The organism is Curtobacterium sp. MCPF17_031 (genome assembly GCF_003234035.1).
Lineage (GTDB): Bacteria > Actinomycetota > Actinomycetes > Actinomycetales > Microbacteriaceae > Curtobacterium.
The window spans coordinates 20,631-43,593 of sequence record NZ_QKSG01000012.1; the positions used below are offsets into that span (position 1 = coordinate 20,631).

At 63.6% G+C, this 22,963-nt stretch carries 25 protein-coding genes; 9 read left to right on the forward strand and 16 right to left on the reverse strand.

The annotated features are described in order from the left end of the window. Positions 1 to 19 precede the first annotated feature (19 nt). The 9 genes from DEJ31_RS15155 to DEJ31_RS17730 form a co-directional block, all read right to left on the reverse strand. Entirely contained in the window at positions 20 to 580 is a 561-nt protein-coding gene (locus DEJ31_RS15155; RefSeq protein ID WP_146243173.1) for a hypothetical protein, read from the reverse strand. Then, positions 577 to 1,485 carry a hypothetical protein gene (locus DEJ31_RS15160; protein WP_111122270.1) on the reverse strand — a complete coding sequence of 303 codons (909 nt, stop codon included), beginning with the start codon at positions 1,483 to 1,485 and terminating at the stop codon, positions 577 to 579. The genes DEJ31_RS15155 and DEJ31_RS15160 overlap by 4 nt, the downstream gene beginning before the upstream one ends. Continuing rightward, positions 1,486 to 1,755 (reverse strand): acyl carrier protein, encoded by a 270-nt coding sequence (locus tag DEJ31_RS15165; RefSeq protein ID WP_111122271.1) that lies wholly within the window; start codon positions 1,753 to 1,755, stop codon positions 1,486 to 1,488. 58 nt (positions 1,756 to 1,813) lie between these two features. Next, positions 1,814 to 3,079 (reverse strand): type III PLP-dependent enzyme, encoded by a 1,266-nt coding sequence (locus DEJ31_RS15170; RefSeq protein ID WP_111122272.1) that lies wholly within the window; start codon positions 3,077 to 3,079, stop codon positions 1,814 to 1,816. Then, positions 3,076 to 4,473, reverse strand: coding sequence for an ATP-grasp domain-containing protein (locus DEJ31_RS15175; protein ID WP_111122273.1), 1,398 nt, complete (start codon positions 4,471 to 4,473; stop codon positions 3,076 to 3,078). The genes DEJ31_RS15170 and DEJ31_RS15175 overlap by 4 nt, the downstream gene beginning before the upstream one ends. A gap of 47 nt (positions 4,474 to 4,520) precedes the next feature. Beyond that, positions 4,521 to 5,447, reverse strand: coding sequence for a 3-oxoacyl-[acyl-carrier-protein] synthase III C-terminal domain-containing protein (locus tag DEJ31_RS15180; protein WP_111122274.1), 927 nt, complete (start codon positions 5,445 to 5,447; stop codon positions 4,521 to 4,523). A 44-nt stretch (positions 5,448 to 5,491) separates the two neighbouring features. After that, a complete protein-coding gene (locus DEJ31_RS15185) occupies positions 5,492 to 6,331 on the reverse strand; it encodes a BTAD domain-containing putative transcriptional regulator (protein WP_111122275.1) in 840 nt (279 codons plus the stop codon). 168 nt (positions 6,332 to 6,499) lie between these two features. After that, positions 6,500 to 7,219 (reverse strand): alpha/beta hydrolase, encoded by a 720-nt coding sequence (locus DEJ31_RS15190; RefSeq protein WP_111122276.1) that lies wholly within the window; start codon positions 7,217 to 7,219, stop codon positions 6,500 to 6,502. Between the two features lie 155 nt (positions 7,220 to 7,374). Then, on the reverse strand, positions 7,375 to 7,719 hold the full coding sequence (locus tag DEJ31_RS17730; RefSeq protein WP_111122277.1) for a PadR family transcriptional regulator: 345 nt from the start codon (positions 7,717 to 7,719) through the stop codon (positions 7,375 to 7,377). Between the two features lie 59 nt (positions 7,720 to 7,778). On the opposite strand from DEJ31_RS17730, the gene DEJ31_RS15200 reads away from it, so the two are divergent. The 7 genes from DEJ31_RS15200 to DEJ31_RS15220 all read left to right on the forward strand — a co-directional run bounded on the left by DEJ31_RS15200 (position 7,779) and on the right by DEJ31_RS15220 (position 14,601). Beyond that, entirely contained in the window at positions 7,779 to 8,027 is a 249-nt protein-coding gene (locus DEJ31_RS15200) for a hypothetical protein (protein WP_111122278.1), read from the forward strand. 549 nt (positions 8,028 to 8,576) lie between these two features. Continuing rightward, on the forward strand, positions 8,577 to 9,287 hold the full coding sequence (locus DEJ31_RS17650) for a DUF2599 domain-containing protein (protein WP_258366331.1): 711 nt from the start codon (positions 8,577 to 8,579) through the stop codon (positions 9,285 to 9,287). A gap of 10 nt (positions 9,288 to 9,297) precedes the next feature. Next, on the forward strand, positions 9,298 to 9,543 hold the full coding sequence (locus DEJ31_RS16980; protein WP_146243174.1) for a hypothetical protein: 246 nt from the start codon (positions 9,298 to 9,300) through the stop codon (positions 9,541 to 9,543). Between the two features lie 923 nt (positions 9,544 to 10,466). Further along, entirely contained in the window at positions 10,467 to 10,832 is a 366-nt protein-coding gene (locus tag DEJ31_RS16985; RefSeq protein WP_146243175.1) for a hypothetical protein, read from the forward strand. A 484-nt stretch (positions 10,833 to 11,316) separates the two neighbouring features. Next, entirely contained in the window at positions 11,317 to 12,315 is a 999-nt protein-coding gene (locus DEJ31_RS15210) for a Swt1 family HEPN domain-containing protein (protein ID WP_220034878.1), read from the forward strand. An 89-nt stretch (positions 12,316 to 12,404) separates the two neighbouring features. Beyond that, complete coding sequence (locus DEJ31_RS15215) at positions 12,405 to 13,445, forward strand: ImmA/IrrE family metallo-endopeptidase (RefSeq protein ID WP_111122279.1); 1,041 nt, start codon at positions 12,405 to 12,407, stop codon at positions 13,443 to 13,445. After that, positions 13,438 to 14,601, forward strand: a complete 1,164-nt coding sequence (locus DEJ31_RS15220; RefSeq protein WP_111122280.1) for a hypothetical protein — start codon at positions 13,438 to 13,440, stop codon at positions 14,599 to 14,601. The genes DEJ31_RS15215 and DEJ31_RS15220 overlap by 8 nt, the downstream gene beginning before the upstream one ends. Before the next feature lie 36 nt (positions 14,602 to 14,637). Here DEJ31_RS15220 and DEJ31_RS15225 read toward each other — a convergent pair whose 3' ends face one another. Both DEJ31_RS15225 and DEJ31_RS15230 read right to left on the reverse strand, forming a co-directional pair. After that, the gene (locus tag DEJ31_RS15225; protein ID WP_111122281.1) at positions 14,638 to 15,276 is read right to left on the reverse strand and encodes a hypothetical protein; all 639 of its coding nucleotides are present in this window, start codon (positions 15,274 to 15,276) and stop codon (positions 14,638 to 14,640) included. Then, positions 15,273 to 15,584, reverse strand: a complete 312-nt coding sequence (locus DEJ31_RS15230) for a hypothetical protein (RefSeq protein ID WP_111122282.1) — start codon at positions 15,582 to 15,584, stop codon at positions 15,273 to 15,275. Before DEJ31_RS15230 ends, DEJ31_RS15225 begins: the two co-directional genes overlap by 4 nt. 551 nt (positions 15,585 to 16,135) lie before the next feature. On the opposite strand from DEJ31_RS15230, the gene DEJ31_RS15235 reads away from it, so the two are divergent. Continuing rightward, a complete protein-coding gene (locus tag DEJ31_RS15235; protein ID WP_111122283.1) occupies positions 16,136 to 16,360 on the forward strand; it encodes a DUF2188 domain-containing protein in 225 nt (74 codons plus the stop codon). 100 nt (positions 16,361 to 16,460) lie between these two features. On the opposite strand, the gene DEJ31_RS15240 is transcribed toward DEJ31_RS15235, so the two are convergent. The 3 genes from DEJ31_RS15240 to DEJ31_RS16990 form a co-directional block, all read right to left on the reverse strand. Beyond that, a complete protein-coding gene (locus DEJ31_RS15240; RefSeq protein ID WP_181433545.1) occupies positions 16,461 to 17,501 on the reverse strand; it encodes a DUF4238 domain-containing protein in 1,041 nt (346 codons plus the stop codon). 132 nt (positions 17,502 to 17,633) lie between these two features. After that, a complete protein-coding gene (gene dgt, locus DEJ31_RS15245; RefSeq protein ID WP_111122285.1) occupies positions 17,634 to 18,905 on the reverse strand; it encodes a dGTP triphosphohydrolase in 1,272 nt (423 codons plus the stop codon). After that, positions 18,833 to 19,222 (reverse strand): hypothetical protein, encoded by a 390-nt coding sequence (locus DEJ31_RS16990; protein ID WP_146243176.1) that lies wholly within the window; start codon positions 19,220 to 19,222, stop codon positions 18,833 to 18,835. Before DEJ31_RS16990 ends, dgt begins: the two co-directional genes overlap by 73 nt. 45 nt (positions 19,223 to 19,267) lie before the next feature. On the opposite strand from DEJ31_RS16990, the gene DEJ31_RS15250 reads away from it, so the two are divergent. Beyond that, positions 19,268 to 20,062 (forward strand): hypothetical protein, encoded by a 795-nt coding sequence (locus DEJ31_RS15250; RefSeq protein WP_111122286.1) that lies wholly within the window; start codon positions 19,268 to 19,270, stop codon positions 20,060 to 20,062. Between the two features lie 263 nt (positions 20,063 to 20,325). Here the strand turns inward: DEJ31_RS15250 and DEJ31_RS16995 are convergent, their stop codons facing one another. Together DEJ31_RS16995 and DEJ31_RS15255 are read right to left on the reverse strand one after the other, a co-directional pair. Then, positions 20,326 to 21,498 carry a hypothetical protein gene (locus DEJ31_RS16995; RefSeq protein ID WP_146243177.1) on the reverse strand — a complete coding sequence of 391 codons (1,173 nt, stop codon included), beginning with the start codon at positions 21,496 to 21,498 and terminating at the stop codon, positions 20,326 to 20,328. 361 nt (positions 21,499 to 21,859) lie between these two features. Beyond that, on the reverse strand, positions 21,860 to 22,963 hold the full coding sequence (locus DEJ31_RS15255) for a BsuBI/PstI family type II restriction endonuclease (protein ID WP_111122287.1): 1,104 nt from the start codon (positions 22,961 to 22,963) through the stop codon (positions 21,860 to 21,862).

Consider the following 22,963-nt stretch of genomic DNA (forward strand, 5'->3'; position numbering starts at 1 on the left):
GATGACTGTGCGCTCGCGCTCAAGGCTGCTGTTCCTCCTCCGGAGACATCGAGTACGCCAGAAGCTGCTCGCTCACGTTGGCCCAAAGCGCGAAGTCGTCGCGCAGATAGCCGCTTGCTCCGAACAGCCGAAGGACGGCCCTGTCGACGTCAGTGATGCGCCGGTCCACCATCAAGGCCTCCTGGCGGTCGAACGTTGACGAGGCCAGCAGCGCATCTATCTCGAGATGTTCAATAGCCACTTCTCCGAGCTGAGCCTTAACCAACTGTTGCAGTAAGATTGTCGATTCCCCGGTCCGACGGTTGCGGAGGTGTGCGACTACCAGCCCGACGAGCCGTTCGCTGAACCCCAGGCGCGCGTGCAGAAGCGAACGGAGGAAGTCGTCCTGGACGCGAGTTCCGAGGGTCCCGACGGCATCTTGCGGGGACTCTGCCAGCGCACCGCACCAGGTAGTGAGATCCCACGGGCGGCTACCTGTGCGCCAGGCTCCGGGGTGGTTCCGCGACACGATCGCCAGCGCCTCGGCTAGACCTGCAGATCGCGCCACCGACTGCGCTTCGATGTGATGTGGACCGGTCACGGGATTCCCGTTCCAGGTGAGAGTAGCCCGCAGGCGACGAGGGTCTGCGCCTCGGGATCGAAATCCATCAAGATGATGGGCACGGGAGCCGATTGTCCGAATCGTCGGGCCGCTGCTCGCCAAACCGCGGTGGCCGGCTGCCCGACGTCCCCCAGGATCACCTCTCGCTCGGTTCGCGCGCTGACCGCGGTCGCATGGTCGCGGAGCGCATGTCCAAGCACGAAAGCCGCCGCGAAACCGTCCCGTTCGGCTCGCTCAAGACTGGACTCTGCGAGCTGTAGGACCGTCCGCTCGACAGCCTCGGGATGGACTGCGGCGCTGACGAAGCGCCGGTCGATGACCGTCTCACTTTGCTCGGAAGGTTCGACCACGAGCAGGACGCAGGCGCCGCGGTCCACCCGCTGAGACTCGGACGAATCCGGGGCGTAGGGATAGGTGGCGTTCTCCGCGACAAGCACGAGAGCACGCCGATAACCGTGACGTGAAGCGAATCGACGCGCCAGATCAACTGCAGTGAACGAGACCAAGGGACCCTCGTCGCAGACCGCGAATCCAGCGGCAGCCCCGGGACTCTGCGAAGCGACCATAGTGACGGCTGGAACATCACCTGGGATCAGATCGGGCGTGTGGTGGGCAACGATCACCAGCTGGGCGTCCTGCAACTCGGGGTGCTTCTCCGCCGTGGCCCGAACCATGTCGGTGAACGAGGTCCCGAGTGCCTCCGCGACCTGCAGCGGCGACACCTCGACACCGTGCGCCGACATCGCCGCCTGATACGACTTGACCATCGTCTCGCCGACGATTCGCGTCTGACCGCCGTCGAATTCAAGAGGTATCGCCTGCGTAACCGCGAATTCGCTCCTCCCCCTCTCGGGCGGCATCGAAGCGATTCCGGCGGCGTACATTTATTCCTCCGTCTCTTTCTGCAGGAAGTCGGCAAGCGTGCCGATGCTCGAAAAGTCCTTCATCTCCAGATCTTCCGAGTCAATCTCCACCCCTAAGCTTGCTTCGACACCCATGAGGACGTCGAACACCCCTGTCGAGTCAAGACCGATCTCGTTGAACAGCGACGTGTCTTCCGTGATGTTCTCCTGGGGCGCACCCAGGGTCTCTTCGAGCGCATCAGTGATCGCCGCGATGACTCGTTCGCGGTCCGGCACATTCTCGTTCTCCATGGCCAGCCTTCCCTTTTCTGCTCGTCTGAGCACTCACAGTTTTAGTTGATTGGTTCATCTAGGCCGTGTCGACCAGGATTTGGCGGGCAAGAAGATCCTCGGTTGAATCCGCTGCACGGATCAGGTGAGCCTCCCCATCTCGCAGCAGCACTTCAGTCGGGAATCCGTGGCTGAGGAACAGCCCAGGCGAAGCCGATGGGCCATAAGCGCCCGAGCGGAGCACGGCGACGAGGTCACCCCGCGTGAGGTCGGGCAGCTCCGCCTTCTTGACAATCAAGTCGTTCGGGGTGCAGAGCGGACCTGCGAGGTTCCAGGTCGAAGTGGGCGTTCCGGCCTCCGCGCCGACGACGACAACTGGGAAGTTCCGCTTCACGAAGGAACCGACGCCTCCCGCGGCGGCATGATGGTTCGTCCCGCCGTCGACTACTGCGAAGCTTTCACCTCTCGAGGTCTTGGTGTACAGCACGCTGGTGACATAAGCGCCGGCAAGCGCCGTGAGGTACCTTCCCAACTCGATCGCCACTTCAGTCTCAGGGTGGGAGCCTACGTGTAGGAGTGCCGCTTCGTTCACCCCGTCGGCCACCGTTTGCAGGTTTATGGGAGATTCGCCTTCGAAGTAAGGAACACCCCAACCCCCACCCACGCTGACGAATTTGAGAGGGAATCGCTGAATCGCTGCTATTCGACGGGCCATCTCGAGGATTCGCCTCGTGTTCTGCACGATCGCAGGCTCGTTAAGGATGCGGGTCCCCATGTATGCATGGACGCCTAGGACGTCAACCGAGGCGAAGCGCGCGCGCAGATCCACAAACTCGGCGAGTTGCTCCTCGTCGATACCGAATTGGCGAGCCTTGCCTCCCATCGTCAACCCCGATCCCTTGAGTTCGAAGCTCGGATTGACCCGCAGGACGACCTTAGTCCGTGTCCCCATACTGTAGGACGCGTCGTTGATGCGCTCGAGTTCCTCAAACGACTCGCACACGATCGCTCGGATGCGAAGGTCGATGCAAGCGGCGATCTCTTCGTCCGTCTTTCCGGGGCCAAGGAAGATTACGTTCTCAGCAGGGTGTCCAGCGTTGATTGCTGTGCGCAGCTCCGCCAAGGAGGAGACTTCCGCTCGCGTGCCAGCTCGCATTAAAGTTGAGACAACGCTCACGTTAGGGTTTGCTTTGAGGGAGTAGTAGATGGAGATTCGCTCATCGAGCGCGGTGCGCACTGACCGAGCGGTGGACGAGAGCACGTCCGCGTCGTAAACGAACATCGGGGTTCCATACTTCGCTGCGATCGCCTCGAGGTCTTTGCTAGCGCTGATTTCCGACTTCATGCTGCCCTCCCGTACGAACGCTCGAGGCGAGCGCTGATTTCGGCGTCCAAGCGGTCGACGGCCTCGGCGTCCTGCCCGACGATGACGCCATACAAGCGCCCCTGCGTAGATGCGCGTGGTCGAGCCGCCGGAGCGGATTGCGCTTCAAAGTCACCGTCGCCGAAGGCGGCATTGACTGTCGCGAAGTTATTAATGACCAGCCCGGCGGGCCGCTCCGCTGTGAACAGACATTCCGCAAGCAAGCCCTGGAGTGTGAGGTACGTCAGCGGGGCCCCCAACTGCAACGTGAAGTGCTTAGCCCTCGCGACGGCGTTCTGGGCGTCCACTCGTTGATCGATCTTCGCCTGGTAGGTCGACATGTTGAACCGAGCGTTGATTTCGAGCATTGGGTACACAACACCCGCGTCATCGATGATCGAGTCGACGCCGACCACTCCGAAGTACCCCTCGCTTCGAAGCTTGGACGCGATCCGCTCCGCGGTGAGTTCGATCTCATCGACGTGCGCGGCACTCAATGCGGCCGGATAGGAGTGCCCCAGGTGCACGCCCCGAGCAGTCTCGGCCAACTTGATGAAATCGAAGTGAGTCGCACCGTCCCTTCCTAGAGTGAATTGGAAGTTGAGGTCGACGCTCTTGTTGACCCACTCCTCCACGGAGAACATCGCGCGGCCACCGTTCGACTCAGCTCGCTGGGTGACAATGGCGTCGAGGCGGTTCAACCGCTGCTCGGACTTCACGACGGCGATGCCCTTGCCGGACACACCGTAGGCCTCCTTGACGACGGCGGTCCTACCGTCTTGGAGCAGCGAACGTGCGGATTCGACTGCCCGCTTCCAGTCGTCCAGGTCTTCCGTGGCGACACCGGCGGGCTGCCGGATGCCCATTGAGTCCGCCAAGCGACGGCTGAAGACCTTTCCGTTGACGCGTCGGCAGACGTCGTCGCTCGGACCGGCAACGGCAATGCCGATGTCACGGCAGAGGTCAGATTCGGCCACCGACAACGAGTGCGGGAGCATCATCACCCCCTCGCCTGCGAGCCTCGACGCCTCCCGCAGAGTGCTGGGGTTGTTCCGTGCGTCAGTAGTGATCTTCGACATCGGGGAGTGCTGCCCGACGACGAGCATCTTCGGGACCTCGAACCCTTGACGCTCGATACCCTCGAGGTACGCCGGGTCCGGGGCCTCCTTGAGTAAGACAGTGTCCTCGCCCTCGGCGAGCCAGATGCCGAACTCGTCCATTCGGTTGACGATCGCGGCGGCGTTCTCTGAACCCACCCTGGGGAGAGTCGTCTCACCTTCCGCCCAAGATTCCTCCACCTCGAAGTTGGCGAGGAGCATCGTCCTGCTCGCGGCGGCTCCAGTGGTAGCTTTCTTAACTCGTTGAATGAAGTCCATGGCCCTATCCGCTCTCCTTACCAATCAAGGGTCGTCAGTGCAGCGGACTAGTGTTTGAAGACTGCTGCCGCAAAGGTCGCTCCAATTCCCACAGACGTAACGAGGAAGAAGTCGCCGATTCCCAGCGACCCCTCGGTCATGACGCTCTTCAAGTTGATGAACGAGTCCGCCGAGAAGCAATGGGCGGTCTCCGCGATGTTCGCCGTGTGGATTTGCTCGGATTGGAGCCCGAGGGTCCGGCCCATGCGGATCCCAACGATCTTGCTCACGTTGTGCGGCAGGTACAGGTCCAGGTCCTGCACGCTGAGGCCGGCGGCTTCGAGAGCGGCGTTGATCACTCGCAGTAGCGAGGTGGAGTAGATCTCCCCGAAGACCAGCAGAGCCTCGTCGGTCATCGTGAGGCCGGACCCGGGAACGGCAATGGTGTCGGCGGCGTAGCCAATCATCTGATTACGTCCCGGCCGTGCGCTAACGAGGACTGCCGCCGTTGCTTCCCCGAGCACCGCCACGCTCGGGATGAGCTGACTGGAAGCGCCGTACGTCTTCTCGCCCGCAAGAATCAGCGCGAGTGCGTCGTCCTCACACTGCTCGAGGAGATCCCCGGCAAGTTCCATCGCAAGTAACCCGGAGGCGCAGGCTTGGTCGGTGATCGAGAAGGCCTGAGCTTCCATCAACCCCAGTTGCCGTCGGAGATCGAGCATCGGATTGAGTGGATACGGAGACGTGCTGCGAATCGTCCTGGGACGGATCACTAACTTCACCCGCTCAGCAGCGAGAGCAAAGTGCTCTAGGTCGTCGACGGCGCGGTGTAGTAAGTCTACTTCGGTTGCGCTGGCGTCGAAGCAGACGCGATCAAAGCCGAATCCGCGCTTGTAGCGTCTGAGTTCGACGTCGCTCAGACCAAGCGATTCCTGCCGGTCGCTCAGCGCGATCTGTGCCGGGATGTGCACCCCGATGTCGACGATAGACGTCACAGTATTTCGCCCCCCTGGCCTCTGTGTTCCTGGCGCGGACGATTCTAAGAGGCAGCTGAACCGAACCGTTGACGTCGCGTTGACGCATCGCTGACGTCTCGCTGACCACCGAAAATGACCGACCCCGGGTGCGCCAGCTCTCGCTGGGCGAGAATGGCGTCGTGCAGATTTTGAAGCCGTTCGCTCGGCTCGATCCCGAACTCGTGGGTCAGGTGTCGTCGGACGTCGCGATACACGGTCAACGCTTCCGACTGTTGCCCTCCGTCGTGGAGAGCAATCATCAACAGCTCGTGGAGGCGTTCCCTATGGGGGTAGATGCCCACGAGGCGCCGCAACTCGGCCGCGGACCCGAATGTCTGCCCGGTGGCGAGGCGGGCATAGGCGCGAAGCTCGTACAGTTCCGCCCTCGTTTCGTCGAGGCGCTGACGTTCCGATTGCAGCAGGTCGCCACCGGACACCCCTTCGAGAGCGGGTCCGCGCCAGAGGCGCAGCGCCTCATCAAAGTGCCCCAGCGCTCCGGCGGGATCGTCCGCGAAGCGGTCTCGGCTGGTGCTCGCAACGCGCCTGAATCGGAGCGCGTCCACCTGGTTCGGATCGACCGCCAGACGATATCCGGACGGCTCGGTGTACAACACCGGCCGCGCGGATCGAGTTCCGGACGGCGCCAGCGCTCGTCGAAGACGCGCCACGGCGGCCTGCAGCGCGTTCCTCGCGTTGCGCAACTCGCCTGCACCCCAGATCTCATCGACCAGATGCGCGGCGGAGACTGTGCGCCCCGCGTTCAACGCAAGCACCGCGAGCACCGCACGCACCCTCGTTGAGCCGATGGGAATGGCCACCCCATCGATCTCGACCGACACCGGCCCCAGCACGTTCACCTTCATGTGTCCCCCTACGGACGCGACGCACGTCCCTCGTGCGCGCAGTACTGCTCATTTCTCGTTCGGCGCTCGTCAACGAAATCGCCGGTCCTCGACAACGAGGGTGCCGTCAAATCCGCGGAGGTCCGTCCGCCTGGGTTTGTGACGACCTCGGCGCAACAAGTCCGCTCCTCAGGCGCAAGCCCATCGCGCCATGAGTGCCGTCGCGGTCTCGAAGTCGGGCTGTCGTGGGCGGTTCAGAAACGCGTGGCTGCTGCCAGGTAGGACGTGGTGCTCGACCTCAACGCCGCTCGCTGTCAGTTCACCCGCGAACGCATCGCCCGACGCGCGCATGTTGTCCCGTTCAGCGTTGACCATCAACGTGCGCGGAAACTCGGCGACATCGTGTCCGCCGGCGAACGCGAAGCGATCGCTCAGCTCTCGAGGGGACTCGACGTAGTTTCGGTTCGCGGCGTTCAACGCCCAAGTCGCGTGCGTGAACCGACGGTGTCCTCGCGACCGTTGACGTCGGTCCCGCACGGCCGGGTGACGGCCATGGAAGAATCCGTACGCGAAGACGCTTCCAACGGGCTGGGAGCCCCCGGCGATCAAAGCGAGCGTTGCTGCCGCAGCGAGACAGGCGCCCGCGCTCGCGCCTCCCAGGATGACGCCGCCCCGCGAACTCTCCTCGACCCGCGCGAAGGCGTCTAGGACATCGACCAGGGCGAGTGGGTACCTACCACGACCGCGCGGTACTCGGGAATGTCGGCGAGCGAAACAGGGGAAGGGCGCCAAGCGGTATCCCACGGTCGCGACCTGCACACCCTGGCGCGCGAGAGCCTGAGCCACTGCATGGGCTTCCGGCTGACGCGGACTTCCGCGGAAGAAGCCGCCGCCGTGCAGCCAGAGCATCGTCGGCCCTGCATACGTTTCTTCGGCCGGCTCGGGCGGGTACCAGTGCAGGGCGACGGGCCAATCGGAATCCTGCGTCCACTCCGGCCGCCGCGCGGTGACCGGGCGCCTGTGCGTTGGGCGAGCGGCGCGACGTGAGATGTGCTCCTCGGGCCTCACGCCCGCTCCCCCTCGAGCCGAAGCCTGGCACTCCCTCTCGACGTTGCGCCGCCGGGTCCTCGCTCGGCTTCGACTCCGCGTGCGATCAGTGCACTCGCCGCTGTTGCTCCTTCGGGCGTCAACTCGAACAGCCGGCGACGCGCACCAGGGCGCTGGTTGTCGGGCTCCCAGCTGGAGAGAAGCCAGCCGGCGTTTTCAAGACGCGCCAGAATCGGGTAGACCGTGCCAGTAGGACGACCAGTTGCCTTAACGAGCAGGAGACCCCACATCGGCCGCCCTCCGTCGACCAGGGCGCCGAGGACGTCGACGGTGGCTCGCGTGACGCGGTCCAAGCGATGCATCCCGCAACGTTAGCACGAGATATGTAGACGAAAGTCGGGACGAAGCCCGCGGCTCGCTAGTGGCCGACGCCGAAGCCCTGGAGCGGGTGGAAACCGACGGCGCGACCTCCCAGCGGCGTGAGAACCAGAACTCTTCAACGAAGCCGCGGGTGGTTCGTACCAACCGAGGCGCGGTCAACGTCGCGAGCGATCTGTCGCGAACTGCCGACGAGGACCTCATGCGGACCCTTGTCGATCAGATCACAGAGCGGCCGATCCGCGTCATCCGTGCTGGGGACACCTTCCTCGCAGTGCAGAATGACGACTGACACAGAGACCGGGTCAAGCGATGAAGTTGGCCAGTCGTCATCGACCTAGATATGACGGCCACACACCTCGTCGGCCGTTCGCCAGAACTCGGGTCCTAACTGCACGCGGGTCTGGGTAGTGTCCCCCGCAGCCGCCCGTGGCCCAAGTGGGAGGGGGCCGCGGCAGCGGTTTCCGGTCCGCTTTTTGGAGGACAACCGGTCACGATTTGGCAACACCTACGTGATCTGACACCAAGCTACTTTGCGCCGAGTCGTCGGACGGATACATTGAAAGCTCAACTGAACGAATGAGGGGGGACTTTGAAAACTTCAAGGACATTGCTTGGGTTGGGGATAGTTGGCTGCGTAGCCGTATCCATAATGTTTACGGCACCGGCAAACGCTAGCGAGGGCGACAGCGCAGCTGCCGTGGCGGATCGCGTAGCCCCGGAGCTACTGACGGGAGCAGTGGCAATCGGTGAGAGTTCGACCGGATTTGCCGCTGACGCCAGCAGTACCGATGTCGCATACCCGAAGTCGACGACTGGTGTCATCGATGTTCGATCGCAAGTGGGAGACATCATCCGGCAGTACTCGGTCGGCATCCCTACAACTGCTGCACCGGCCGAGCTCCACGAAGAGGCGAACGCCGTGAGTTACGACAACGGAGACGGCTCGTCGACTCTGTCGACGACGCGCGACGATGGCGCAGTGGTCATCGGCACTACGATCGCTTCGGCGGACGCGCCGACCTCCTACTCCTACCCGGTTACCCTTCCGGACGGGCCAGCGAAGCTGACGCTCGAGGATGACGGTTCGGTGACTGTTTCTGACCAACACGGAGACGTCGTTACTCACTTCCTCGCTGCATGGGCTCTCGACGCGGACGGCGCCGACGTGCCGACCAGCTACGACGTCCACGAGAACGTCATCACCCAGGAAGTTGAGCACCATGGGGCTGCTTACCCGGTGGTCGCCGACCCGACGTCGTCGCAGTACTTCAGCAAGGTTGTCGTCGACAAGACGTCGAACAAGCTCGGAACTATCGTTCACGTGTACAAGGGCCCGAACATGCCGCCGAGCGGGCGCGGCAGCGGCGATGCAATCTACAATGATTACAAGACTCTCGTCTCATCAAGCTACGAAGGTCGGAAGTGGCGGGACCAGCTTGTCTGCCACTGGGCTAACGCGTGGAACAAGACGCCTTGGAATCTGGACGCCTGGCGACCGGACGTGGGGTACACCAAGACCGTAATAGCTCTATGCAACCCGAATCCGTGAGGGATATGCCATGAATAAGAACGTGAAGATCTCGCTGATCACTCTTGTGGTCGGGGTACCGATGCTGGTCGGTTCAATGCTGCAGGCTCAGGCACTTTTTGCTCTAGCTGACCGCACAGGCCTCGATCCTTCGGTGGGAGCATTCACCTTCATTCTTGTCGTGGCTTCCACTGTGACAGTAGTTTTCGGCATCGGATTCGCGCTCACAGCGTTTGTGCAGCACGTGGAGAGAAGCCGGACGCCCGCTGCTCACTAAGGCATCAAAAATTGACTGCCCGCTCGGATCTGAGCGGGCAGTCAACTTTTGGTGCCAGAGCGTGGTGGCGATGGTAAACCAGCCAGATCCGTTCTTGCTCAGCGTCGCACTCGAACGTGCACGGTGTCCAAGGGCAGGCGTTCTTCCGCAACCCGGCCAAGGCGTCACTCCGGCAGGTCGCCATCCGCCGAGCGAATCGGCCTCCGGATACCGCCGCGCAACAGACGACGGCCATAAACGGGACGGGTGGCTCTTCCCGCCCCGGTTAGGATAAGCTCTCGATTCACGCGAGGATGGGGGGTACGGGAGCAGGTTCGAGAACTGAATCAGCTGCCGCTCGGAAGCGCGAAGGCCCGGCTCGTCGCCGCGCAACTCATCGACACTCACCGACCACCCTCAGCGGGGCACCGCAGATTGAGCCCAACGCACGTCCAAGAAACCATAGGGTCATCACCATGACGCAATGGATACCCTGTCGCGAGGACCCCGGCACCCGCGAGATCCTCATTGACGGCATTCCGTCACACATGAAACCGGCGCTTCTAGAATTTTTGAGGCCGCACTTCGCGAGAGCCTCACGCGCCACGTCCGAGTGGCCATCTCGCCGCGAACCGCTCCTCATGTTCGACCTCGTAGCTCGCTGATAGCCGTCTTACATCGACCACCTCGACGGCTCCTCCTGGCCGGGGTTCTTCAACCGACTGCCAGAAGAGGCTTCTCGACCTCGCCCGTTGGGTGGTGCATCAAAACAATCGAGCGGTCGCTCAGAGCATCGACCGCGTGCTCAAAGCAGCGGGACCGACGTGGACGATCGGGAAACGAAACGGCAACGACGGTCTCGTCCGACGCATGCCGGAGAGTGTGCAGGTGGCCGTCGATGCTGCTATCTCGCACAGCTCATCGGGGAGGCTGCTCGGCGAAGCGTGGCTGCTGCATACGGCCGCGTGCCCGATCCCGAGGAAGCGTACGAGAAGGCCGTCAAGGCAGTCGAAGAAGCGGCCGCGCCGGTGGTGAGCCCGAAGAACTCGTTGACGACGCTCGGCACCATCATCCGAGACATGAAGGCGCAGCAGGATTGGGCGATCGACCTTCCGGGTCGGGCGACAGACGTCGCGATCCCGTTGGCTGAAGCGCTTTGGAGTGGGCAGGAGTCCGCGCGCTTCGCGCCTTGCGACGCGCCTAAATCGAAGGGGGACGCAAGGAAGCCGGCGGCGGAATGTCCCGTCCGAGACGGCCGCGACGGGCCATCTCGGCGGTGCCCGCGAGCAATCTCGGTCGGACAGGGATAGCACATGCCCTCAGGGCGTTGAAGGAGTCGGCAGCCGGTTCGCCATCCAGCCTCGCTTGGGATCCGGCTTGGTTCCCGGGCGCTGGCCAGGCGACGCGACACCCCTCACTTGCTCCTGATGAAGGATCACGTCTACACCAAGCCGTTGGCTAGGGACCTGCGCGGGCCACTCGAGGAGAAGCCGTGCGCTCAGGTCGCGACCGGGAGCCGCACTTGGGTGCGTCGTCGTCTTTCACGAATCGCGCCCCGGACAGATCCTCCTTCTCATCGCGGTCCGGACCTGAGGAGCGGTACCGCTCCTTCCAAGCGCTCGCGCTCACGGACGGCAGCTCGCGCGAGGATTCATCCGGCGCAGAGAGGCTGGGCGCGGATAGGCGCGCGCGCGCGTAACGGCTCGCCGAGAGCGGCCGATTGTGACGGTCATGGATGTAGTCGGCGAATCGAGTCTCCCCAGCGTGCTTCGCGGACCCTCGGGAGATGCCATCGTGCCCGCGCACGCCCTCGGGGTGCCGCAGCAGTCCCTTGCGATGTATGCCCGCTGGTGGCAGCTCGAAGCATGGGTACGCGACCTGGCCTACATGGAGCTGCGGGCCGCATTCGGGGCTGAATGGACGGACGCGGTCAAGCGAGCCCAACGACGCGAGGAGCGTGACGCCTCGTTCTCACACATGACTGGGGTCGACAACGAGAATCCACTCGCATACCTCGATTACTCGCAGCTCGTGCAGATTATCCGTGAAGATTGGAACCTGTTTGCGCCGTCCCTCTTCGAACAGACTGCATGGGAGGGCCGCCAGGCCGAGCTTTTGCAGATTCGTCACCGGATCGGCCACATCAGGCGCGCAAACCGAGACGACCTTGCTCGTATTGAGCAGACTCTGCGTGACCTTGAGGCGGGCGCGTTCATAGCCATGTCCGATTACAACTCTCGGTGGCGTCCGCCGACCACCGGAGCTGATGCGGTCACTGATGGCTGGGTCCGGGGCAATCACCCCACCGCACAGCGACTGACGGAGCACGCCCAGCGGCGATACGACATCGAGTACCAGGTTCAGTTCAGTGCCCGACCGTGGGCGACCGAACCGTTCGAGTACGGTGCCGGGATCCTGTGTCACGTCGACTTCCACGCTGGGCAGCGCACGATCGACGTTGCGCAGCTTTGGCGTGATCTGCGAGCCCTCGGGTTGCTCAAGTACGTCGTCGCCATCGATGTGGGGAACGCGACGTGGGTAGGCGTCACCTTCTCGGGCGCTGATGACGCCGATGTCGTCTCCGACGCGATCGGGAAGACGTTCGAAGTGGTTCTGCAGGTCAGCAGCCCCGGGTATGACCCCGGACGATGGGCGAAGCGCGAGCAGTCGTATCGGCAGATCGATTACCGCGTCCGCGTGGACACCGGGTGGAACATCGTCGCCGCGGACACTCTGCCGATCAGCAACTTCAACGCTGGTGGAGGGGTTGAGTTCCCTCCGTCGCGGACGTGATGGGCGACGGCGAGGAGGATCGCAGGCGAAGTCGGCCATGATCAGGTTCGAGGTTCGAATATTCGAGCGCCGTCTGCTATTCTCTAAGCATGTCATCGAGCCTCGCCGACCGCGCCGCACTGCTGCGCACACTTCGAGTCGCTCATGGGCTCACGCAGGCGGACCTGGTGGAAGCGACGAAGATCTCGCAGGCTGCTTTGTCGAAGGCGGAGCGAGCACGCGAGGACCTCGACTCAGACCGATGGGCAGCGCTCGAACGCGCGCTCGCTGTGCCCTCCGGTGCGTTTGCGGATGCTCCCGTAGCGCGTTCGGATGCGAGGGTGTTCCACCGGAGGCAGAAGACGACCCCGGAGACCGCGCTGAAGCGAATCCGAGCTGAGCTTGATCTGACGAGTCTTCGAGTGAGTCAGCTCCTCGGCGACTCGGCCACGTCGACGCGGCTGCGTCGTCGATTGCTTCCGGAGGATGGTTTCGACACCCCCGCGGACATCGCTGCCCTTGTCCGGCGGGACCTTGACGTTCCAGCCGGCCCCATCGGCGATCTCACCGCGGTCGTCGAGGCGGCCGGCGTGGTTGTTCTGAGCACGGACCTTGATTCGGCGCAGGTCGATGCGATTGCGGGCTGGCCAGACAACACCGTTCCGATCATTCTGGTGTCTCGGCACACCTCGGCGGAGCGGCAGAGGTTCACGCTCGCTCACGAGCTTGGTCATGCGGTGATGCATGACACTGCCGCTTCGCCGCTGCACGAGCGGCAAGCGGATGCTTTCGCAAGCGCCTTCCTGATGCCCGAGCGGGAGTTCCGTCGCGACTGGGCAGGATCTGACCTGGACGCCTTACTTCGACTGAAGCGCCTCTGGCGCGTGTCGTTGGGCGCCGTCATCCGACGGGCGTTCGATCTGGATTTGGTGTCGGATCGGGAGTACCGGGGACTGAACGTCACCCTCGCAACCACTGGGATGCGCCGCCGTGAACCGGAGCCGCTTGCCGTCGAGATCCCAACGATGTTGCGGCGAGCCGTCGAGGACGCGCTCAGCAGCGACGTCACCGCCGAGCAGCTTGCCCGCTCCGCTTACATGCTTGAGCCCGAGTTCCGTGCCACCTTCTTGGAGGATCCGCACCATGCCTGACCAATACAGCGTGATCAGCAATCAGAACCTCCGGGGTGCCCTCCGAGCGAGCACGCCCGCCCGTGGCGTCGAGGTTGGCGATGCACGTAGTCTGCTGCGCGGACGTCAGCTCTTCGTGCTCGGCGAAGAGGTCATCGACGCTGCGCCGTGGGTTTCAGCTTCTGCGAGTGGGATCGTGACGACCGGCGCGTACGGGGTTCGACAGGCACGGCAGTTAAAGGATGCGCATCCGTCGCACGCGCTGATCATCGAGCCGACCCGTATCGAGGGCGAATCCGGCTACTGGGCGAACCCGGAACAACCGTTTTACCTCGGTGACCCGAACATGATGATCCGGCCGACCCTCGATGAGGCCCTCACGGAGATGCGTGCTGCTCACAGCGCAATTGCGATCACGCCAACCGGGCAGTTCAAGGTGGGTGACTCCGACTCCTTAAAGACCGCACTGTCGATGGTGAACGACGTCGACCGGACTGATACCGCGTTCCTCATTCCCATCAGCGGAGCGGTCCTCGATCGGGAGGACACCGTTCGTCAGCTCATCGCAGTCATCAATCGCAGCACCCACCCTGTGCTGCTTGCTCTGACATCTGACAAGAACCCAGTCCACAACGAGCGCCGTCGCCGCGCATACCGGCGCATCTTCGAGGAAGCCACGAACATGGTGATCCCGTGGCGTGTGGATCTGAGCGGCTTCGACGCGCTGGCTCACGGAGCCGTAGGCATGGCAGTCGGGGTGATCCCATCGAAGCGACGCCTGACCCCTGTCGGCCGAAAGGGTGGCAGCGCTGCGGACCCCTCGGACATGGCACCGCACATGTTCATCGGGGACCTGCTGCGATTCGTCCGATCCACCGAGCTTCGTCGACACTGGTTCGTTGACGTGGAGAGCATCGCCTGCCTCTGTGCGATCTGCGAGAACCAGCCGATCGACCGGCTCTTCCATAGTGACGAGGACCGGCTCACCGGACACCTCCACAACGCCCTGGATCTGCAGCGCCTCCACGACCAGACATTCGGACTCTCCCCGACCGATATCGGTGCGTGGTGGGCCGATCAAGCGGCGGCAGCTTTGGACGCCTACGCACAGCTGGAGTCCTACCTCGGTCGCGCGGTGTCGATTCCCGACGAGGTGATGTTCTGGAGCGAGCGCTGAGGTGATGATGCTCGCGCAGTGCCGTTCGGGAACAGGTCAGCTTCGGACAGCGTCAACGAACTGTCGGTAGACCGTCTCGGCGAAGAGCCAGCGAGCGGCGGTGAATCGTCGCGGGTTGAACGTGTCCGCGTCGATGATGACGCGGGCACCGCTGCCATCTTCGATGGTGAGTCCGATGCCGTAGTGGCTGGCTTCGATGGAGGCGGCCAACTCATCCGGCACTCCCCCCGCCATCACAATTTTCCGAGGGCCGTAGCCGTTCCATCGGTGGGCTGCCCGCATGGCTAACAGCCATCGCGAAGAAGCGATCTCGATCTCGACGACCCGAACGGGGACGTCCACACGTCGGCAAGCCCACACGTCGCCATCAGGGTCGGCGAAGATGTCCACCGTGCTAGCCGAATGCGATGCCAGGTCGATCGCGACATCCACGAAGCGTGGTGGTACTGGGGCAAGGTCGTCTGTCGGCAGAGCCAAGAGCATCGCGAGTGCTCGTTCATCCTCGATCGCAGCCGTGCCAACCTGCTCGCGTCGTGCATGCTCCTCCGCGTTGACCGCGTACGTAACCGTGATGCGGGAGCCGAAGACGTCGGCGGTGTGACGGCAAAGCATCTCGCCGGGCAACAGTTTCGCGGCGTCACCTAGCGCGACTGCTTCCAGATGCACGTCCTTCACCTCTCTACCTCGATCGCCGCGTTCAACAGCGCGGACGCCGCGGCCCAAAATGGGTGCCCCTCGGCACGACGGTACCGTTGAGGTTCGGTCCGGCTCACACGGTCTAGCCGATCGAGCAGCCGCACCCCTTCGAGGTCCACGATGACGCGGCGGACAGCGGGCTGAGTCAGTTTAAGGTCCGCTTGCAGGACGGTCGCGTCCGTCTCTGCTGGCCCCTGGCCGATCGCGGTGGCCACACGCAGGAAGTGGACGTCGTTGAACAACGTCTTGGACCACGTTCGGGTTGCCGCTTCATGCCGATGCTGCATGCCCCGATTGTAATGCGTAATCCGTTTTTCGTATAGCAGGCTCCGGCGCCAAGTGACAGGTCCATGTCGTGTCATAATCCGCGAGTTCCAGCAGGATCTGGCCATCGCAGCCCCCTGACGCGACCCCACCAGGCTCGGCAATCACGCACGGACCAGCCTCTGTCCGACACCGCTATCGCTGGGGCGCATCTCGGGCTCGGCGTTGAGCGACACCACCCTGCGCGGCGCAGCCGAATGAGCGTGTCCGAATCGGAATGCTTGCAGGGCGTGGGGGCGCCCGCATCGTGCAAGTGTCGAGCAGACCGACTTCGTCATGACGATCTCGGGGCCACCAAAATGGTGCGCTACCGACAGCCCGACGTGGCGTGGTTTCTGCCGGTAGTTGGGTGACGCCGGCCGACCCCGTGCCTCCCGAGGAGAGTCCCGTTGATGACCCCGCCACATCGAATCCAGCAGGTCTTGGGCGCTGCTGACTCGACGATGCAGCGACGCCGACTACCGTTCGGCGCTTGAAGGGAGGCGGTCGTAACCCGGAGAGAGAGGGGTGCATCATGGCCAAGGGCGACATCCGCACCTACAACGAAGATGGTGTCTGGAAGTCCAAGGTTGAGGGCAGCAGGCGCGCTGCCCACGCGGGCGGAACCAAGGCTGAGCAGCAGGCCGTTGGTCGAGGGATGGCGAAGGCTCGTGGTGTCGAGCACACGATCAGCAAGCTCGACGGGGCGGTTGGCGAGAAGAACTCGTACGGGAACGACCCGAACCCGCCGCGAGGATGACGCCCATCCGTCGCCTCACCTCGTGGGACCGGGTGATCTTGGCCCCGGGCGCTGACGGGTTCGTTGCGCGCGGCTGGGCCCCCGCCTGCGCTGACGGGTGTCAGCTGCCGTTGGGCCAGTCGACGTTCTGGATTGCGCGGAGTAGCGCGGCGATTCTTGCGTCCTCAACCGGAGGGAGATCCGCGTCGGTGACGATACCTCCAACGTCCGAGCCTGCCGGATCGGGCACGCTCCAGGTGACGGCCGGCTCCGGAAGGACTTCAGCGGTCGGCGGGAATGCGATGGGCGGAAGAGACGTAGCTGGGTGACGGAACACCGACTCGGCGGCCTCACGCATGATGCAGCTGTTACTTGCCCAGGCCATGTCGTCAGTGAGGGTAGCGGGCGATGCGACGGTGACCCCGAAGCGATGTTCTGGCGCGGTGCCGACGATGAGGTGGGTGGGGCTGATCGGGAGGAACACCGGTGCGCCGGCCGGGAGTGCTCCGTCCCAGCCGACAGTGTTCGTGCGGACTGTGACGGCTGGGCTGTCGCCGGTGAGGAGAACGGGGTGCTTGCCGCGGTGCACGGTCCACTCCCAGTCGGTGAGCATTTGCGCGAGTTCATCGGTCTTGCGCAACACGACGCGCAGAAGCGCGTTGGGGTTGTCAGTCAATGGGGAGAGGCGCTTGTAGGCGGCAGTGGCTTCAGCAATCATCTGTGATCGTTGCGTCGGGTCGGTGAGGTCGCCGAGTGTGGGCTCCTGTGCGAGCGCGTAGTGCAGGAGGGTGAGCGGTCCAACGTCGTCGCCGATCCGCAGCAGTTGGGAGCGGGCAGCCTGGGTGCGAAGCAGGCTCGCTGCCGCGAATCGCGCGAGGGGTCTCCGATCCTCTGTCCTGACGGTGTGCTCGGTCCGAGCGCGAAGGAGGGTCTCCGCGACGGGATCCTCGATGTCCGTCGCGAGCCACTCCTCTACGACGGTGCTCGGTTCCCCGTGGATCGTGACCGTGTAGAACTCACCGCGGACGGACGCGTTCGTGGTGGCAGTGCGGTGCTCCGCGCCGGACCGGTGGAGTTGCAGGAGCTGCCCGGCGCCATCGGCGAAGCCCTGCAGGAGCACCCGGGCTACGGTGTGATGCCGCCGTTGCACGTTGTTTCCCACGTCACCATTCTCTCCGATCCTCACATGCGGCCGACGGACCGCCACTCGGCGGGCGGACGACTGCGGGAACGGTGGATCGTCGACGCGAGATCGCGTCGGGGTGGCGCGCGGTCGATGCCGCCACCTGTTCGATCAGGCGCTGGGCAGGTCGTTGAGGCTGGCGCCGGGCAGGGCGATTCCGGAGAGCCACTGCGAGATCGAGAAGGCCTGCGCGTCGGACAGACCGCACAGGTAGTCGCGAATCCCACGGTAGTGGCCGAGGGTGAGCGGTTCACCCTCCGGCAAGACGGCCGCGTTGACCTGGAGGGCGTCTTGCAGGCTTGGCGGCAACGTGCGAAGGTCGGTGGCTTCACGCACCCATGCGACGAGGTTGTCGAAGAGCGAGTTGAGCGCCGCGGTTTGCGCGCGCTGCAGCCGTCCGACTGCCGGGCTGGATACGAGGAAGCGCTTGGTGATGAGCTTCATCACTTGCATCTCATGCCAGGGCGCTTCACCGAGGTACACGGGCGGCATGCCGACTTCATTGTCGCATCGGATAGCTCCGAAGAAGCGGTCCACCTTGTGGCTGAGCTGTTGACGGACGATGAGTTCGAAGTCGCCGGGGGTCCAGGTGCCGCCCGGGTTGCTGCTCATCCTGTCGAACAGTCCGTATACCTCGCTGATCGCCGCGACAAACGAATTCTGATCAAACTGCTTGTAGTCCCGCTGAAGCTTCGCCACGGCGTCGACGAAGACGTTGGAGTCGCCGTTGAGGTCCTCGCCGCCCTCCAGCTGGAGGCGGGCGCGGGACAGTTCTTCTCGGACGCGTTCGATCTTGATCGTGCCGCTGACGCAGAAGTCCTCTAGGTCGTGGATCGAGTAGGCGATGTCGTCTGCAAGATCCATGATTGACGCTTCGAGGCTCTGTTGCGGGCGCGCCTTCGTGGCGCCGTAGTCGACATCGTCGTCGTTCGGCATGACCGCGGTGCGTGCTTGCTGCAACGCGTCCCGTTCGGACGAGTAGGCGCTGAACTTCACGTGCGGTTTGCCGTGGGGGAGAAAATGCCCATCCGGAGTAGTGGTGGCCTCGATGTCCCTGACCCAGGGATACTTCGCAATTGCTGCGAGCGTGACGTTGGTCAAATCCAGCGACGCGTTTCGTCGTCGCCGTGCAAGTACCGTCACAATGCGCATCGTTTGCGCGTTGCCTTCGAACCCATCCCAGTCGCCTACCGCTTCGGTGCGGAGGCGTTCGTCCAGGATGTGCTCGCCCACGTGCCCGAAGGGGGGATGTCCGAGGTCGTGCGCGAGCCCAGCTGTCTCGCATGCCGTGATGTCGAGACCCCCGAAGTTCAGGACCACATCCGCAACACTCGCGTCAGTGATTGCTCGCCGCGCGACGTGTTCGGCGATCTCTCGTGCGATTGTGCGACTTTGTAGCTGTGGGAGCCGCGCGAGTGCATGTTCGCGGTTTCGAGGTTGGGGCTGACCACTTGCGTGACGCCAGCCAGTCGACGCAGTTCAGGAGAGTAGGCGAGCCGGCCGCGGTCGACTTCGCTCTCGGAGCGGTGGTCCTTCACACTGCCCGGATCTCGTAGCACCCCGCTGACGCGCGTGTAGCGAGGGACGATCCGATCACGGTCGACGAGCGAGCCGTCGAGACCGACCAGCAGTCCATTTGGCAGCGGTTGCCGCTGCGTCCACCAGCGCTCCAGATGCGCGGGCAGCAAGTTCTCCCCCACGACCTGGTTTAGGCAGGCAGCCGGACCGTACCCGCGAGGTAGTCGATGCTGACCTCGTCATCGATCTCGGCCTCGCTCAGGGCGACTTTGATGTCGCTTGGGATGGTGGACGCGGTACGGACATGGCTGGCGGCGATGCGCCAGTACGAGGAACGGTCGCTTTCAGACGTGCCGCTGAAAACAAAAGGTGGCGCTTTCATCGCGACTTTCCCTGGTCCCGACACCCAAGCAACCGCTCCACTGGACCCGTTCACGGAAACCTCTTCCCGCGATGTCCTCGACCTCAACGATGACGCGCTGCGAGAACGGGATCGCGACCGGTTCATCTACGACTACATCGGACCGAGCATCGATACCGGGTTCCGGATCCTCTCCGCATGCGACCAGCGCTACTTCACGATGAGCATCGAAGTCGCTTGGGCGTTCAGCTGGGGCATCCGCGGACTCCAGCAGAAATCGCCTGACATCGCGTATCTTGGCGAACGCGACTTTAAGGGCGTGTGGGGTGGCCGGCGATACCCGGTGGTCGCGATCGATCGGCAATTCGAAGATGCCGTGAACGAAGCGATACGAGGGATGAGTAGCACCGCCACCGTCGACGTTGAGGCCCTATGCAAGGCATGCCTGGAGTCTGACGGTTGGCCATCTCGCATGTACCTCCCGAAGTCGGACTTCGCGCCGTTCAAGCGGCTTCCCGAGGATGCGCTGCGCGAACACCGCGTGCGTGACGTCGACGGGATCGAAAACGTCGCGACCGAACTGGTACCCGCTCCCGAGAACGCCGAGGTGTCACAACTCCCCATGGGAGACGAGGACACCGCCTCGGACCCGCGCGCGTAAATCGCGCTCTTGCACCTCAGGACCCACGGCTGGGTTAGCCCTTGCGCGGGCAGGTAGCCACACAGTCCGCTCAGGCTGGCTGACGATCACCTTTGAGGTCGATGGCTTCGTATCCGACGCGGCCGCGTTCGCGTTCACACCTTCGCGCTTCAACTCGCCGGTAATCTCACGGCTCATGACAACGACGACAGCTTCCGTCGCCCCGAAGCCACTCTGGCCCAGTGGCATCACCGCGGGAGGCGTCGGGCATGCGCACGCCCTCCTCAGACATGTATATCGCCTTCGTGATAGGTGCATCGAACGCTCCGGGAAATGTACGCCTGCCTGAGCCGCGGGTGGTGAATCGGACCGTTCTGCGCAACCAACCAACAGGCCTGAGGTAGGAGGGATGCTTGGCGAGCAGTTGGTGCAATCGTGCCGTGGTGCGGAACGAGGATCGTCATGTAGCGTGCCCTCAGCTTGGGGTGCTGGAGCGTCCGTCGAAGGCCGAACCCCTTCACATCTCCCATTGCAAGGAGTCGACCGCTACCGCTCGAAAGTACGAGACTCAGCTCGTTGTTCAACCCCTGCAGGCGACCGAACAGGTCTTTTATCGGTTCGGGTACGGTTGTCTTTCCGCTGGTCCCGACCCGTGCATCGGTGCCGAAGGAGTCCCCTAGCTGGCTGGCGTCCTCGAACTCGCCGCCGTCGTCACGGTTGTCGCCGTCGTCATCGAACGCGTCTTCGGACGCGTCTTCGGACTCATCGAATGGTCCGGCGAGGTCGTTCTGAGCCCGCTCCCACGGATCGAAGGCGTTGCGTTCGCTGACGTCGAGATCGATGTCGGCGCCCCAGGATCTTCCGTAGGCTTTCTCGAACGCATCGTTGAGCCAGTCGTTCTCCGGACGGTTCGCCAATTCCCGAGCACGTCGAATGAGGGCTGTTGCTCGCCGCCCCCAGCCGACGGGTAACAGGGCTGGCGGCCAGAGCACATTCCAATCCTGGCCTGCCGCGTGGAAAGACTGCCCGGCGTGCTTTGGGCAGGGCTGCAGCCGGACCCCTCGCGCCGCCCAAGCGTCAACTACCTCCGCCATGCTGCCCGCCGGGTACGCGGGCATATGCGTCGCTAGAGCTTGTAGCAAAGCGGGCACCCAGCGGGCCGTCGCGGGCAGATCCGGGTATATGAAGTCGAGAGTCCCACGAATGACCGCTGCCTGCGGCAGCAATGCTGGCAGCGCCGCGAGGCCCTTCCAGTGATCGGCGTCGAAGTGCGACACCGCAAGGCATTGCAGTCGCGATATACGCGGCAGGATCGACTTTGCGAGCCGACGAGCCGACATTGCGCCGGAGACGTCGTAAAGACTGCCGCAGTCGATGACCATCATCGAAGAAGTGCGCAAACTGTCGACCACACTGCAGGCGCCGTCACCGACGTCAACAACATCCATACGAGTCATCAACTGTTCCAATTCTCCCCGCGGGGCGATTGCAGCGGCCGGTTCCGCTGCTCGCCGCAGTGCGTCGGCTGGACGAGAGGGTCACCAGACATGCTCGGCTGGCGACGCGCAGCCTTTCGTCATTACTAGTTCTCCGCGGAAACAAGCATCGCTAAGGTCTGTCGATTCCGAGTGCAGCTTATAGCGCCGAGTTGGCCCGCTCCTAGCCTCGCCCAATCCTGCCGCGAGCCTGCTGCATGAAGAGGATCGCGACTCGCGGGGGGCGTAACGAAACCGTCGCCACCCGGTGCTGCAGTTCGGGGGTCACGAATCCATCATGGCAGCCCGCCTCCCCTGCCCCTCGCCGGGGCACCTTCAAGCATCAGCCGTTGGTGATCGGCGCCCAGTTGAGTTCACTATCGGGCTCGTCGAGGTACCAGGCCGCAGTACCGTCGGCGAGATCCTTCAATCGCTTTCGGGCTGCGGGGGCGTTGCGCGATGCAAATGCGGTAAGGAACCGGCAATATTGAGGCGGGATTCCTTGCGCTCCCGCCCACGCGGTGAGTCTCGCTTTACGCTCGTCATCGATGGGTCCGTCGGTGGCGACGGCCTCAATCATCCAAAAGTGAACCGCCTCGGAATCGGTTCGCGCATCTGCGATGAGTGCATCTGGCAGGAGGTTGCTCGTGTCGATTCGCACCCCAATACTCCGCAGCAGCTCTCCATCCGCGACGTAGAGTTTGTCTCCGGGCTCGGAGATGGTGAGAACGAGTGGCGAGTCGAGCTTGCGGGTGGCCCACTCCTCGACGACTCCCTTGAGGATGTTTGATGCGACACCGGGCTCAAGGGAGCGGGTCTGTCCGTTCGGAAGACGAACGTCGACACCGGCCCCGGTCGCTGCCCGAGCATGTGCTTGCGCCGCAAGCGCGCGGAGACGGCCAGCCTGGCTCGCATGGTTATCACGCCAGGAGTCGATGCGACGGTGAAGGTCGGCGTCATCCTCTGACGGTGTGAAGAGTTCGGCGAACGGTTTCGCGAGCGCCCATCGTGGGAGTGGACTAGTGGTGGGCAGGTCAGTCCGTTTGATCGCGGCGCCGTACGTGCGCCACTTCCGAAACGTCTCGTCTCGTAACGTCTCTCGCGTGTTGTCCGCGTATCGGCGCTCGGTGGAGGCTCCCCACCTGGACAGGAGGGTCTCGACAGCTCGACGAGCCGACGCTTCCATCGCGGCTTGATACCAGGCGTCCCGTTCTGCTGGAGCGTCTCGTGTCATGATGTCGTCATTGAGCCAAGTAACCATCGATGGACGGCCCCATCGCTGCCCGTCCGGCGCTGCGTCTTCGTCGTAGACCGCGCCGGCGTACACCAGTCCCGCGACAGCGGCGGCGGCGAGCGGGCTGTTCACCGCCGCGTCGAAGTTGGTCCGCGGGAAGATCAACGCGAGCCGTCGTTGGCTCTCGACAACACTAACGACTGGTAGCAGCAC

Bases quoted from the DNA above. Each gene is read 5' to 3' on its own strand.
- DEJ31_RS15230 (WP_111122282.1), bottom strand. From the start codon at position 15,584: ATGCAGCATCGGCATGAAGCGGCAACCCGAACGTGGTCCAAGACGTTG.
- DEJ31_RS15235 (WP_111122283.1), top strand. From the start codon at position 16,136: ATGGCCAAGGGCGACATCCGCACCTACAACGAAGATGGTGTCTGGAAG.
- DEJ31_RS16995 (WP_146243177.1), bottom strand. From the start codon at position 21,498: ATGACTCGTATGGATGTTGTTGACGTCGGTGACGGCGCCTGCAGTGTG.
- DEJ31_RS15165 (WP_111122271.1), bottom strand. From the start codon at position 1,755: ATGGAGAACGAGAATGTGCCGGACCGCGAACGAGTCATCGCGGCGATC.
- DEJ31_RS15190 (WP_111122276.1), bottom strand. From the start codon at position 7,219: ATGCTCTGGCTGCACGGCGGCGGCTTCTTCCGCGGAAGTCCGCGTCAG.
- DEJ31_RS17730 (WP_111122277.1), bottom strand. From the start codon at position 7,719: ATGCATCGCTTGGACCGCGTCACGCGAGCCACCGTCGACGTCCTCGGC.
- DEJ31_RS15160 (WP_111122270.1), bottom strand. From the start codon at position 1,485: ATGTACGCCGCCGGAATCGCTTCGATGCCGCCCGAGAGGGGGAGGAGC.
- DEJ31_RS15215 (WP_111122279.1), top strand. From the start codon at position 12,405: ATGTCATCGAGCCTCGCCGACCGCGCCGCACTGCTGCGCACACTTCGA.
- DEJ31_RS15250 (WP_111122286.1), top strand. From the start codon at position 19,268: ATGCTGACCTCGTCATCGATCTCGGCCTCGCTCAGGGCGACTTTGATG.
- DEJ31_RS16980 (WP_146243174.1), top strand. From the start codon at position 9,298: ATGAATAAGAACGTGAAGATCTCGCTGATCACTCTTGTGGTCGGGGTA.
- DEJ31_RS15175 (WP_111122273.1), bottom strand. From the start codon at position 4,473: ATGGACTTCATTCAACGAGTTAAGAAAGCTACCACTGGAGCCGCCGCG.
- DEJ31_RS15220 (WP_111122280.1), top strand. From the start codon at position 13,438: ATGCCTGACCAATACAGCGTGATCAGCAATCAGAACCTCCGGGGTGCC.
- DEJ31_RS15185 (WP_111122275.1), bottom strand. From the start codon at position 6,331: ATGAAGGTGAACGTGCTGGGGCCGGTGTCGGTCGAGATCGATGGGGTG.
- DEJ31_RS15170 (WP_111122272.1), bottom strand. From the start codon at position 3,079: ATGAAGTCGGAAATCAGCGCTAGCAAAGACCTCGAGGCGATCGCAGCG.